Source organism: Myxococcus sp. MH1 (assembly GCF_059738865.1).
Genome location: NZ_AP026947.1, coordinates 2,056,540 through 2,069,076, shown reverse-complemented (window position 1 = coordinate 2,069,076; position 12,537 = coordinate 2,056,540). Strand labels below are relative to the sequence as shown.

The 12,537-nt window shown below is 69.0% G+C and carries 16 protein-coding genes and 1 pseudogene; 16 read left to right on the top strand and 1 reads right to left on the bottom strand.

Annotated features, from left to right (window positions below):
* Positions 1 to 8: 8 nt before the first annotated feature.
* From AC6JA9_RS08495 to AC6JA9_RS08420, 16 genes and pseudogenes are all read left to right on the top strand, one after another.
* Positions 9 to 1,346, top strand: a complete 1,338-nt coding sequence (locus tag AC6JA9_RS08495) for a phage tail protein (protein ID WP_497959405.1) — start codon at positions 9 to 11, stop codon at positions 1,344 to 1,346.
* A 121-nt stretch (positions 1,347 to 1,467) separates the two neighbouring features.
* Positions 1,468 to 3,321, top strand: coding sequence for a hypothetical protein (locus tag AC6JA9_RS08490; RefSeq protein WP_497959404.1), 1,854 nt, complete (start codon positions 1,468 to 1,470; stop codon positions 3,319 to 3,321).
* Between the two features lie 10 nt (positions 3,322 to 3,331).
* A complete protein-coding gene (locus AC6JA9_RS08485) occupies positions 3,332 to 3,769 on the top strand; it encodes a hypothetical protein (protein ID WP_497959402.1) in 438 nt (145 codons plus the stop codon).
* A gap of 146 nt (positions 3,770 to 3,915) precedes the next feature.
* Complete coding sequence (locus AC6JA9_RS08480) at positions 3,916 to 4,212, top strand: hypothetical protein (protein WP_497959401.1); 297 nt, start codon at positions 3,916 to 3,918, stop codon at positions 4,210 to 4,212.
* Positions 4,213 to 4,284: 72 nt separating this feature from the next.
* A complete protein-coding gene (locus AC6JA9_RS08475) occupies positions 4,285 to 4,509 on the top strand; it encodes a DUF6900 domain-containing protein (protein ID WP_497959399.1) in 225 nt (74 codons plus the stop codon).
* 114 nt (positions 4,510 to 4,623) lie between these two features.
* A complete protein-coding gene (locus tag AC6JA9_RS08470; protein WP_497959398.1) occupies positions 4,624 to 5,169 on the top strand; it encodes a DUF2924 domain-containing protein in 546 nt (181 codons plus the stop codon).
* Between the two features lie 32 nt (positions 5,170 to 5,201).
* Positions 5,202 to 6,821 carry an IS21 family transposase gene (gene istA / locus AC6JA9_RS08465; protein ID WP_408890297.1) on the top strand — a complete coding sequence of 540 codons (1,620 nt, stop codon included), beginning with the start codon at positions 5,202 to 5,204 and terminating at the stop codon, positions 6,819 to 6,821.
* A complete protein-coding gene (gene istB, locus AC6JA9_RS08460) occupies positions 6,818 to 7,582 on the top strand; it encodes an IS21-like element helper ATPase IstB (protein WP_223786106.1) in 765 nt (254 codons plus the stop codon). Before istA ends, istB begins: the two co-directional genes overlap by 4 nt.
* A gap of 83 nt (positions 7,583 to 7,665) precedes the next feature.
* Positions 7,666 to 7,812 (top strand): annotated as a pseudogene (locus AC6JA9_RS08455) (DUF2924 domain-containing protein); the annotation flags it as partial.
* Positions 7,813 to 7,820: 8 nt separating this feature from the next.
* Positions 7,821 to 8,183: a hypothetical protein gene (locus AC6JA9_RS08450; protein ID WP_497959397.1), complete on the top strand. Its 363-nt coding sequence runs from the start codon at positions 7,821 to 7,823 to the stop codon at positions 8,181 to 8,183.
* 243 nt (positions 8,184 to 8,426) lie between these two features.
* Positions 8,427 to 8,765: a hypothetical protein gene (locus AC6JA9_RS08445; protein ID WP_497959395.1), complete on the top strand. Its 339-nt coding sequence runs from the start codon at positions 8,427 to 8,429 to the stop codon at positions 8,763 to 8,765.
* 376 nt (positions 8,766 to 9,141) lie between these two features.
* Positions 9,142 to 10,104: an amidoligase family protein gene (locus AC6JA9_RS08440; protein WP_497959394.1), complete on the top strand. Its 963-nt coding sequence runs from the start codon at positions 9,142 to 9,144 to the stop codon at positions 10,102 to 10,104.
* Positions 10,105 to 10,189: 85 nt separating this feature from the next.
* Complete coding sequence (locus AC6JA9_RS08435) at positions 10,190 to 10,630, top strand: gamma-glutamylcyclotransferase family protein (protein ID WP_497959393.1); 441 nt, start codon at positions 10,190 to 10,192, stop codon at positions 10,628 to 10,630.
* Entirely contained in the window at positions 10,627 to 11,016 is a 390-nt protein-coding gene (locus AC6JA9_RS08430; RefSeq protein ID WP_497959391.1) for a gamma-glutamylcyclotransferase family protein, read from the top strand. The genes AC6JA9_RS08435 and AC6JA9_RS08430 overlap by 4 nt, the downstream gene beginning before the upstream one ends.
* Complete coding sequence (locus tag AC6JA9_RS08425) at positions 11,010 to 11,300, top strand: hypothetical protein (protein ID WP_497959390.1); 291 nt, start codon at positions 11,010 to 11,012, stop codon at positions 11,298 to 11,300. The genes AC6JA9_RS08430 and AC6JA9_RS08425 overlap by 7 nt, the downstream gene beginning before the upstream one ends.
* The gene (locus tag AC6JA9_RS08420) at positions 11,254 to 11,967 is read left to right on the top strand and encodes a hypothetical protein (RefSeq protein ID WP_497959389.1); all 714 of its coding nucleotides are present in this window, start codon (positions 11,254 to 11,256) and stop codon (positions 11,965 to 11,967) included. Before AC6JA9_RS08425 ends, AC6JA9_RS08420 begins: the two co-directional genes overlap by 47 nt.
* On the opposite strand, the gene AC6JA9_RS08415 is transcribed toward AC6JA9_RS08420, so the two are convergent.
* Positions 11,907 to 12,536, bottom strand: coding sequence for a hypothetical protein (locus tag AC6JA9_RS08415; RefSeq protein ID WP_497959387.1), 630 nt, complete (start codon positions 12,534 to 12,536; stop codon positions 11,907 to 11,909). The genes AC6JA9_RS08420 and AC6JA9_RS08415 overlap by 61 nt on opposite strands.
* Position 12,537: the final 1 nt, after the last annotated feature.

Here is a 12,537-nt window from a genome sequence, read left to right as displayed (position 1 = left end):
GAAGCCCCATGGCCACGGTTGAGCTGCCCGCCCTCTACGTCGACACCGTCTCCCTCTTCGCTGAGACGCGCCGCCCCCTCCTCCTCAACCGCGCTCCGGGACCAGGAGAGGAGGACGTCCCCATCGACTCCGCGCTGGAGCTGGAGCTGGTGGACGTCGGCGTGGACGGCATCGCCCGGGCGGCCACACGCGTATGGGTGGGTGGAGTCCTCGCCTTCGCGGGCGGGGAGAGCGTCGAGGTGCAACCCGCCTTCGTGGGGCCGCTGGCGGAGGTGACGCAGACGGCGGACACCCTGCGTGTGGTGCTCCACCCGGCGGTGCCACTGGCCAGCCAGGCCACCGTCTCCGTGCGAGTCGTCTCCGCCACGGCCGGCGGCGCGCACCTCCTCGACGAGACGTACACCTTCACCGTGGAGGACAGGACAGCGCCCCGTCTCGTCGGTGCCCAGGCCCTGGCTCCGAAGTCCGTGCGCCTCGCCTTCGACGAGGACGTGCGGGTGCCTCCCCTGGCGCGCTTCACCTTCACGCCTCGTGGCGCCCCCGCAGTCCCGGTGGCCTCACTCGAGGCCGCTGCCGACGGCCCCCTCGTCCACCTCGTCCTCGACACGGAGCTGACGCCGGACGTGGTGTACGAGGCCCGCGTGGAGGGCGTGACGGACGCGCACGGCAACACGGTGCTCGCCCCCTACCACCGCGCCACCTTCGAGGGCTTCCGGCCGGCCAGGCCGCCCTCCCGGAGCTTCCAGCTCTGGGACATGCTGCCCCGCCACAACCGCCGCGACGATGTGACGGGAGATTTGCACCGCTTCATCTCCTGCCTCCAGGAGGTGACGGACTTGCTCCTCTCTGACTTGGACGCCTTTCCCGACGTCTTCGACTTGGAGCGCGCGCCGGAGCCCTTCCTGGACGCCATCCTCCAGGACTTGGGCAACCCCTTCGCCTTCGAGCTGGACGTCCTCGCCCGGCGCCGCCTGGCCTCCGTCCTCGTGGACATGTACCAGCAGAAGGGCACCGCGCTGGGTCTGCGCAACGCCATCCGCTTCTTCTTGCGCATCGAGGTGAGGGCCATCTCCCCCTTCGCGTCGGACACCCTCGCGCTGGGCGAGTCCGACCTGGGCGTCGACTGGGTACTGGGCCCCTCGGAGCGCTTCGCTCGCTACGCCTTCAACATCGAGGTGGATCGCCTCCTGACGCCCGCGGAGCGCCAGCGCCTGCGCACCCTCGTCGAGTACCTCAAGCCCGCGCACACCCACTTCGTGGACTTGGTGGAACCCCTGCCGTCCGTTCTCCCGGAGCACTGGGAGCTGGGGCTCAGCGAGTTGGGCGAGACGTCGACTCTGCACTGACGCCCGCCCTGCATGTCCCCGATTTCTCGTGCCGTGCCTTTGCACTCCACTGGAGGGCGCAGGCATGAGCAACCGGCTGGATTTTTTCTTCAGGCAACGTGTCAGCGAGGCCGAGCTGGACTTGGCCTTCGCGCAGTTGGAGCTGGCGGACAGAAACCTCGCCTCGGACTTGGGCGTCCACGGCGTCATCTCCGGGGCCGTCCCCGCGCCGCACTCCCCCGTGCCCAACCTCTCCGTCGACTTGACGGCCCCGGGCCGCGCCTACGACAACCTCGGCCAGCGCATCTTCTTCGGCACCGGGCAGACGGTGGACTGCGCGGTGGACGTCTCGGGCATCCCCACGGACGTCTCCACCTCGGGCAGCGAGCGGTGGGTGGGCATCTTCCTGCGCTTCACCCGCCTGCTGTCCGAGCCGCGCACGGACGGCAACTCCCAGCAGGTGTACTTCCGCCGCGACGAGTCCTTCGAACTCATCGTGCGTCAGGCGCCCGAGGGGCCCGTGGGCCAGGCGCCCAAGCCCGCCCTCCAGCCCGACGAACTGCTGCTGTGTGACGTCCGGCGCCGCCCGGGGCAGACGCAGCTTCTCGCCGCGGACTTGGACACCTCCCGCCGCCAGGCCTTCATCTTCGCCCGGGGCACCTCCGTGGCCGTGGAGAGCGGCACCTGGGACGTGCTGAGCCCCAGCGCGGACACCGTGCAGGCGACACTGGACGAGGTGGATGCCGAACTGGTCGGCCACTTCTCCGGCGCCGCCCGGAGGCACGAGGCGAGTGCTGTGGACTACGCGCCCCACGGCTTCCTCACCTCCACCACCGTGCAGGAGGCCGTGGACGAAGTCGTCGACAAGCTCTCCTCGGCCACCGCTGGCACACCGGGCGCCTCCCGCGTGGGCGCGGACGCGGTGCCCGGCACGCCCAACCTCCTGCCGGCGGGCACCGTGGACGCGCAGCTCTCCTCGCTGCTGAGCTTCGTGAATGCCCACCAGGGCGCGACAACCGGGGCCCACCACGCCAGCGCCATTGCCGCCACGCCCCACGGCTACGTCAGCAGCACCAGCGTGCAGGCCCAGCTCCAGGAAGTCGTCACCCGCCTCGGAGAGACGACGGCCGGAAGCCCCGGTGCCTCTCGTGTCGGAGGAGACGCGCTGGCCGGGACGCCCCATGCCCTTGCCGCCAGCAGCCTGCGGCAGCAGGTGGCCGCGCTGCTGGGCTTCCTCAACGGGCACGTCACCCAGGGAGCAGGGGCCCACGCTGCCTCCGCTGTCTCCGTCGCGGACGCAGGCGACCTGCTGACGGCAGGCACCGTCGAAGCGGCCCTCTCGGAAGTCCTCGCGGCCTTCAGCGGCGGGCACTTCCGCGGCAACGAGGCGGCGGCGGGCCAGCACAAAGCCATCGTCCAGCCCGTCCTCGGCGCCGGCCGCGTCCTTCTCCTCGACGCCCAGGGCGCGGGCGGCGCAGCCGCGCGGCTGCGCCTCTACGCGGACGGTGACTCGGTCTGCTTCACCCTCAACGCCGCCTGGAATGGGAGCGCTTGGGCCCGGGACACCACCGGCGCGGCTGCCGCCGGCTTCCGCCTCTCGCGCAACGAGGCCGAGTTCCTCCATGACGCCAGCCTCACCGCCACCTTCGCCTCCTGGACGCGCACGCTGCGACTCCCGCTGAGCAGCACCACCAACAACACCTCCTTCGAGTTGGCGGGCAGCGTGCGCGAGGTGGGCCGGCTCGGCCTCCAGTACAGCAACAGCGACACAGCCGCGCACGACAGCCTGTCCGGCGGCGGCTCGGTGACGTTCCGCAGCCGCTTTCCCACCGTGCCCTCCTCCATCACCCTCAGCCCGTACGCCTTCGCCGGAAGCTTCGTTGGCAATCCCACCGTCATGGTGCCGGACAGAGACGGCTTCGCCTTCTACAGCCACCAAACCCTCCCAGGCCTCGCCTCGACGTACTGGTTCGGCGCGTACACCGCTGTCGCGTGAGGATGCCCCCATGGCCATTCACGAAGTCACCGTCGACGACGTGCTTCAACGCTGCGCCCGGTGCGGCAGCGGCAATCGCATCTCCCTCGACAGCCTGGAGGTCGGCGTCGCGCGTCGCGAGGACGCGGACGATGGCCTCGTCCAGTTCCCGCCCTGTCCCGCCTGCCGCTCCACCGAGTTCCTCATCCGCGCGCCGGAGAGCGAGCCAGAGCACCCGGCGCCAGGCAGCTTTGGGCACCTGCACCAGCTCCTCGTCGGCCACCTCCACGCAGAGCTCGTCCAACGCGGGCGCCTGCACACCGTGCTCAAGCCCAAGGGGGGCAGCACCAGCAAGGTGGTGGTGCGCCCGCTGTCTCAGGATGCTCGCGAGCGCTGGTTTCCGCAGGGCCTGCGCATCGAGGTGCCGTCCGACGAGCAGCCCCGCGTCTCGGGGGAGTCCAGCCAATAGGCATACACTGCCAGCGAACCAGAGGACACTCCACGCCCGTCACACCTCGAGGCAGCTCCAAGTCTCTCCCTTCTCGACTTGCCATGTCTCGAAGACAGAGCGTGTATGTCTTCGCGCGCTGCTCACTGCGCGCCAGGGAGACACGCATGGTTATCGGCACTGACACCACCTACCTCGGCAACGAAATCCCCGGCCTCCAGGGGCAGAAGGTCCGCATCTTCGCGGTGTTACACGGCGGCACCCGCCCTGACGCCGACCCGGACGCCGACGACTACTACGCGGACACGGACGAGAAGCTGGCGCGCCTCGGGGGCGTCACGGCCGAGGACCGCATCGACGCGGCCTCCATTCGCCCGGACGGCACGACCTCCTTCGTGCATGTCGACCCGCGCGCCATCGATTTGGAGTGCTTCGCGCACCTGCGCAACCCCAGCGCACAATGACTTGTCATACGCGCGCAACAGAGCGTGTATGCCTCATGCGCGCCACCCAACGGCGCACCAAGGGATGAAACAATGACACCCCGCAAGCCACGCACCGCAGCCACCGCGAAGCCTGCCCGGGCGCCCGAAGCAACCCTCGAGCGCATCGCAAGCGAAACGCTCAACATCGAAACCCTGAAGACACGCAATAGCGGCAGCCTCGACTTTCACGACGTGGCGGTGTGGCGCCTGAAGGAGGCTCTCGAAGCCGCCTATCAGGCCGGCCTGAGCGCCGCCGGCAACACCCGCAGCAAGTAGCGCCTCCTCTCACCACCCACGCCCCGCCCAGCGGGGCACCAGCGCATGAGGGCCGCCGGGCCGCCCTCGTGAACGACAGACGTGTACCCACGGCCCGGAAAGGAAAACATCACCATGCCCCGCACCACCGCCCCGAAGACGAAGAAGCTGGAGTCCATGAACCTGACGGAGCTGCGCGCCCGCTTCCGCGAAGTCGTGGGCGAGGAGACGCGCAGCCCCAACAAGAAGTACCTCATCCGCCGCATCGAGGAGTCCCTCGCCGCGAAGAAGCAGCGCAGCCCCTCCCGCCGGGCGCAGGCCGCCGCCCCCAGCGCGCCTCCGGCGCCCGCCGCACCGGCCGCCACGCCAGCCGCAGGCACGCAGCCTGCCCCTCGACGCGGGCGTTTCGCCGGCATGTCGCTGGAGGAGTTGCAGGCGAAGTACCGCGAAGTCGTGGGGCGCCCGACGGGTAGCAGCGACATTTCCTACCTCAAGTGGAAGATTCGGGAGGCGGAGGCCGGGCGAGTCAACGTGGGCCCGCGCCCCGAGCGCGAGGTGAAGGTGCGCGAGGACGGCAAGCGCGTCATCCCCCTCTCCTTCGACGACGACCTCAGTGGTCACCCAAAACCGGCCAATGAAGGTCCCCTGAAAAGCGGCCAAAGGGGAGGGCCGAGACGTTGACGCCCGGGTAGGACGTGGAGTCCGCCTGGGGGATGGGCAACGTCTTGAGCGACGAGAAGCAGCAGCAGGTCATCGCCCTGGGTCGGTTGGGCTGGAGTCTGAGACGAATCGAGGAGGCGACGGGGGTCCGCCGTGAGACGGCCAGCGGCTACCTGAAGGCGGCGGGAGTAGGAGTGCGTCCGCCGCGCCGGTGGGGCAAGACAAAACCGGCCAATGAGGGGACCACCGAGGTGCGTCCCGCGAGCGAGGAGCCCTCCGCGGGAGCAAAACCGGCCAATGAGGGGACCACCGACGCCGCACCGCGCAGCCGCGCCGCAGTCCGACACCTGAGGGCGAGCATCGTCGCCCCGTACGTGGACCTGGTGCAGCAGCGACTGGAGGTGGGCCGCAACGCGCGCGCCGTCTACGAGGAGCTCGTCGACACGCACGGCTACACGGGCAGCTACATCAGCGTGCGTCGCTTCGTGCGCACGCTGAGGGACAGCCAGGGCCCGGAGGCCAAGGCCGTCATCCACACGGCGCCCGGAGAGGAAGCGCAGGTGGACTACGGGGAGGGGCCCATGGTGCGCCACCCGGAGACGGGGAAGTACCGGCGCACGCGCATGTTCGTCATGACGCTGGGCTACAGCCGCAAGTCGGTGAGGCTTTTGTGCTGGAAGTCTTCCAGCCGGACGTGGGCGCAGTTGCACGAGGAGGCGTTCCGCCGGCTGGGAGGTGTGGCGCGCACGGTGGTGCTGGACAACCTGCGAGAGGGCGTGCTGGCGGCGGACGTGTACGAGCCGGCCCTCAATCCCCTCTTCCGGGACGTGCTGGCCCACTACGGCGCCACGGCCCTGCCGGCCCGGGTCCGCCACCCGGACAGGAAGGGCAAGGTGGAGTCGGCGGTGGGGCACGCGCAGCGCACGCCGCTCAAAGGCCTGCGCTTCGAGTCCCTGCAGGGCGCGCAGGCCTACCTCGACGCGTGGGAGACGCGGTGGGCGGACACCCGCATCCACGGCACCACCAAGCGCCAGGTGGCGGCCATGTTCAGCGAGGAGTGCCCGAAGCTGCTGCCCCTGCCGGTGGAGCCCTTCCGGTACTACGCCTTCGGCGAGCGCGTGGTGCACCTGGACGGGCACGTCGAGGTGGAGGGCGCGTACTACTCGGTGCCCCCGGGCCACATCGGCCGCAAGCTGCACGTGCAGTGGGACAGCCTCCACGTGCGCCTGCTGCTGCCCTCCTCGGGGCTGCTGCTGCGCGAGCACACCCGGACACCTCGCGGCCACCACCGCACGCGCGAGGAGGACAGGCCCTCGCACGCGCCGCGCACCACGTTGCAGTTGCTCGAGCGCGCCGCACGGGCCGGACGCAGCGTCGCCACGCTCTGCACCGAGGTGCACCACCGGGAAGGCGAGACGGGCACCCGGCGAATCCTCGGCGTGCTGTCCCTGGCCAGGAAGTACGGCACCGCCGCCCTGGACGACGCCTGCGAGGTGGCACTCGAGGTGGGCGTCCCCACCTACCGCTTCGTGCGCCGCTACCTCGAAAGACGCACTCCCACTCCCGCCACCCTGCGCCAGGTGGACCCGCTCATCCGCGAGCTCACCCACTACCGCGACGTCATCGCCCGCCTTACCCAGCCCACCCCTCACCCAGGAGACACCGAGACATGAATCTCGTCGAAATCACCCGTGCCCTCACCACCTTGCGCCTGTCCGGCATGGCCCAGGCCGTCGAGGCGCGCCTGCTCCAGGCCCAGGCCGAGAAGCTCGCTCCGCTCGACTTCCTCTCCGCGCTCGTCAACGACGAGCTGACACGTCGAAGCGACAGCTTCATCCAACGCCGCCTGAAGCAGGGCGCCTTCCGCGACGCGGGCAAGACGCTCGACGGCTTCGACTTCGACTTCAACAAGAAGATGAATCGCCGCCTCGTCTTCGAGCTGGCCACCGGCGGCTTCGTGGAGCGGCGCGAGGACGCGCTCTTCCTCGGCCCTCCGGGCACCGGCAAGAGTCACATCGCCCAGGCCATCGGCCGCGCCGTCATCCAATCCCAGGGCCACCGCGTCCTCTACCGCGAAGCCCACCACCTGCTCGAGGAGCTGGCCGAGTCCAGTCTCGAGGGCACCCGCCGCCAGAAGCTCGATGCGCTCACCAGCGCGCCGCTGCTCGTCATCGATGACCTCGGCATGCGCAAGCTGCCCGCCACCGCCGCAGAGGACCTGCTCGAGCTCATCATGCGCCGCTACGAGAAGGCCTCCACCCTCATCACCTCCAACCGGCCCGTGGAGGATTGGGGGAAGCTCCTGGGCGACAACGCCGCCGTGGCCGCCATGCTCGACCGGCTCCTGCACCATGCCCACGTCGTCCAATTCGGCCCTCGAAGCTGGCGCACCAAGGGGGCCATGGAGTTGCGGTCCGCCGAGTCCGCAGGGTAGGAGTCCCCCTGTCTCGGCCCTCTCTCTTTGGCCGGTTTTGACGGGACCCTCTTTGGCCGGTTTTCACCTGACCATTGAGGGACGAGGCCCTCAAGGCCCTGGACAAGGCCTGGCGCGACGCGAGCCTGCCGAGCCGGACGCGCTTCTTCATGCGCGCGGTGCACCGCGAACTCACGGTCATGGGCGCCACCGAGGCCGCCGCGCACTTCGCCCCGAAGGCTGAGGAGTAAGGCCCAGCATGGCGACAAAGGAACAAGCCACCGACGCCCTCGTGTCGGTGGCGCTTCGCAAGGCGCTCGCGGGGGCACGTGTAGAGGTGAAGCTGGCCCTTCACAGCAGCGGCTGCGAGTTACAGCCCGAAGTCGAAGTCGCCTTCCCGCAGGGCACCTCGTCGCGACAGCGCAACGCGGCCCTCCTCCTCCTCGCCGCACAGGTGGAGCTGCGCACCCCGACGCAGGAGCACTGGCTCGTCGAGTCGGAGGTGCTCGACAACGGGCTCACAGGCCGCGTCCACCTGCTCTTACTCGGCGAGGGTGGCCCTCGTCCGACTCGTGACGAGGCAGAGCGCGGGCTGCAAGTCCTGCACAGGGCTCTCCGCTGACATGGACGTGGGGGCGGAAGCCAGAGCCGCCGCCCCAGCCCAAACTTGGCACTCCGAGCGCACGCGCCGCGCACGGAGCCACTCGCAACCCAGCCCGCCCCCACCCGTTCTCACAGCCCGCAGTCCCGGGCAGCACATCCCCACCAAAGTACCAAAGAGGACTTGATACGCCCGCCGCCCAGAGCGTGTATGCCTTTCGCGACGGGCAACAAAGCACCGCGCGACTCCGCAGGAATATCGACCATGAGTGCCACGGCCATCCCTACTTTCATCGTCCCGGTCAAGGTTGTTGATTTCAGCAATACCGTATTGACGCTGACCCTCGGCAAGAGTCGGTACGGCACGGCCCAGCCTCAACTGGACATCATCCTACAGCCCGGCGCCACCCACCGGCAGACGAGCGCGCTGATCCACACCTTCGCCGCCAGCCTGGAGCTGAATACCCCTCCCAACGAGCGGTGGCTCATCCAGAGCGACTGCTGCGTGGGGCCGAACCATGGCCGCATCTACCTGGAGCTGGCCGAAGGCGACGAGGCCGAGGCCCTGCGGGGCATGGCGCTCCTCAACATCCTGCTGGGCTGAACGCAAGGGCCGGGGGAATCCGCGCCGCAGCACCCGCGCGCCCGCCAGCAGCCCGGCACCGGTGGCAGGCTCCTTCGGCTGAACCTGCGGACGGGGTGGGGGCTCCCGCGTCGGCACATGCCGCCAAGCCACCCTCCCGCCTTGCCCGCGGCAATCACACACACTGGAAATCCACCTACCGCCCCGAGCCCCGAAACGCCGGGTCGCCCCCGTCACCAACGGCCGGCGTGAAACTCCGCGATTTCTCGCGACTATTCCAGACACCAGAAATCCCCACCCCAGCCATCGAACTGGACTTGCTTCATTCACACACCAGAGCGTGTATGTGTTTCGCGACGGGCGCCACAGCCCCGCGCAAATGCGAGAGGCAAACCCCATGAAGACGCTCCGGTTTGGAGTTGAGATTGAGACGGTTGGCGCCAGCCGCCAGAAGCTGGCCCACGCGATTCAGAGCGCGGTGGGTGGGTACGTTTCCGGCGACTACGGGGGCTGGCAGGTGACGGACACCCAGGGCCGCTCCTGGAAGGTGGTGCCGGACGGCTCACTGAGCGGGGGTGAATACAGCGGCGAAATCGTCTCCCCCATCCTCACCTACCAGGACCTGGACGCCCTGCAGTTGGTCGTGCGCGCGGTGCGCGAAGCCGGCGCGCGCGCCGACGCCTCCTGCGGCATCCACATCCACGTCGACGGCAGCCGCTTCGACGCCAAGGGCGTCACCAACCTCGTGAAGATGGTGCACAAACAAGAGCGCCTCCTGGAGACGGCCCTCGGAGTGAGCGCCGCGCGGCTGAACCGCTTCTGCAAGCCCATCGACGGAGCCTTCCTCCAGCGGCTGGAGGCCCGGCGCCCACGCACGATGCAAGAGGTGAACGAGGCTTGGTACGGGCGCCGCAACCCGACGCCAGCGCGCTACGACGCCAGCCGCTACCACGGCCTCAACCTCAACAGCCTCTTCTTCCGGGGCACGATTGAATTTCGCTACTTCAACGGCTCGCTGCACGCCGGGGAGGTGAAGTCCTACGTCCAACTGGTGTTGGCCCTGGCCGCCCGGGCCCTGGCCTCGAAGGCCGCCTCCAGCAAGCGCCGCGACTTCAACCCCGCCACCGCCAAGTATGACTTCCGGGTGTTCCTCCTCCACCTGGGCCTCATCGGAGAGGAATTCAAGACGGCCCGCCTCCACCTCCTGAAGCGCCTGGAAGGCAGCGCCGCCTGGAAGGGCCAGCGCCGCGACAGGCGCGGCTCGGGCGGGGGCGAGGACGGCTCGCCCGGCAGCGAGGGCGCGCAGGGCGGCGCTGGGGGCACGCAGGGGGGCGCGCCCACCGAAGCCATGGCCGCGTGAAGCAGCCTCAACGCCGGGCCCTTCGGGGTCCTGGCCAGTCACAACAACGGCGGGCCCCGCGCCCGCCCTCAACAGGAGGAATCCCATGCTCTACTTCGCCTACGGCTCCAACCTCGACAGGGCCCAAATGCGCGCGCGCTGCCCTGGCGCCACCGTCGAGGCCCGGGCCACCCTTCCCGGCCACACCCTGGTGTTTGGCGGGCACAGCCGCCGCTGGGGCGGGGCCGTCGCCAGCCTCCAGCGGGTGCGTGGCGCCCATGTCGAGGGGCTGCTGTACCGCCTCACTCCCGAGGACCTGCGGGCCCTCGACATCTTCGAGGGACACCCCTTCGCGTACCGGCGCGCCATTCGGCTGGTGCAGGACAGAGTTGGCCTGCGCCGCCGCGCGCTGGTGTACCTCCAGCCCGAGACTGGCTTCGAACCCTGGCCACCCGCTGGCCGCTACTTCCGCATCCTCTGGCACGCCTATGGGCGCCTGGGCTTCAACCGCGCCGCGCTCGCTGGCGCCCTGGAAGGTGTGGCGTGACGCGCGCTTCGACATCGACACGCGTCTTCGTCTACGGAACGCTGCTGTCCGGCGAGCCCAACCACCGCCTCCTGCGCGGCGCACGCCTCATCGGCCCCGGGCGGACGCGTCCGCGCTTCACTCTTCACGACTACGGGCCCTTCCCCGCTCTCGCCTCCGGCGGCAAACACTCCATCAAGGGCGAAGTGTACGAAGTCGACGCGCTCATGCTGGCGGCACTCGACAGGCTCGAGGGCCACCCTCGCTTCTACGAGCGCACGCCCATTGCCCTCGACGGTGCCGGCTGCGTCGAGGCATACCTGTTCCCCAAGGAGCGGCTGGCTGACCGCCTCATCATCGAGTCCGGTTGCTGGCGTCGACACATAAAGGAGAGGAAACCATGGTAATCGAGATGCGCGACGGGCGGGTCCTCCAGGGGACGCCTGTCCAAATCGTGCGGGCAATGCAGGACATCGCATTCGGCGTGGAGCGCCTGTCCTTGAGCGAATACGTCGACTGGGTGGTGGCGAATGCCCAGCGCTTCGAGTCTGTCGCGCTGCGCGTGCAGGGTGACACGGACGAGGCGAAGGCCGCCTCGCTCGTGGACGAGATGGTCCGCGAGGGCTTGGCGGCGCGAGGGGGACATGACTGGAGGCGCCCGGCCCATTCTCATCGAGGGCTACACGTCTGACGAGGTGCTCCGCCTGGCCGAGAAGGAGCTGGCCGCCCTCGTGCTGACGGGTGAGCCCCTCGTCATCCGTATCGGTACCACGGAGCTGCTCGGCTGCTTCAGGCTTCAGCCCGACACCCTCTTCGTGGAGCTGGCGCACATCGACAGCGGTGGGGAGGGCATCCTCCCCGCCTTCTGGAGGCTGGTGCGCCGGTTCGCCCAGGCAAGGAGCGTTGGCCGCATCGAGTGGGTTGTCCACGCGGTACGGTGCGCTCGCCCCAACCTCAAGCTCCGACGAGTCCTCGAAAGGCGCGGCTTCGTCGTCCGGACGCGGCCCGGCATCGGCGAGGCCTACCACCTCGTCGACATGCTCCCGGGCCGCGGCACTTGCGCATTCCCTGACGCGGGCTTCAAGGTCGCCTCGACCACCACCGTCAGAATGGCGCTGACCAGCGCCATCAACGTTGCGTCCGTGTCTGCTCGCACAACGCCCTACGACTCGATAGCTGACGCATACGCGAAGGAGGGAGGTCCGGAATCCTCGTGGGGTAGCGCACATGTTCCAACACGGACACCAGAGCAGGGCTCTACCAGACACCAACTTACAATGCGCGGCAGAGGCCTGTTTCAGCCCCGGGACGCATTGAGCACCTGGACGACGAGGCCAGGGTCCGTCACGCGCTCATAGCTCAGCGGCTGCTGGAACACCGCACGGTAGCGGTAGACCGTGAAGGGGCCCTGGTCCTCGCTAGCATGCTCTGGCACGAGCACGGCGAAGCTCTCCGCCCCAACACCCACCACATCGACGCAGCGTAGCCGCTCCAACTTCCCGGCGGGATTGCGCATATTGTACACGTCGTTGATACCGAAGCTGAACACTCCCTCGGATTCAGGCTCCGCAGGCAGGTATTTGCGCAGCAAGCCCAATACATTCCCGAGATACTCTCGGGCCGCATCGGCCGTGGCCGGAAGATCCTGGCGCCTCGCGTCCTCTCGCATCAGCACCACCAACGTCGCGGCGGGAAGTGTCTTGTCGGCGAGGATTGCCTCCAGCCCTTCGAGGCCCGTCCACAACGGGATACTGTTGAACCCGAGCGCATGCTGGATCTGCTCCTCCACTTCAGCCAGCTCCGAGTTGGGGGCGCAGTAAGCCTTCAGGAAGGTACGCGCCTTTTCAAGAGCGGGTGCCTTCTGGAGGGCCTCCATCTGGGCCCGGAACTGTTCGACGATGGCGGCTGTCTTGGGGTCGGTAGTCATA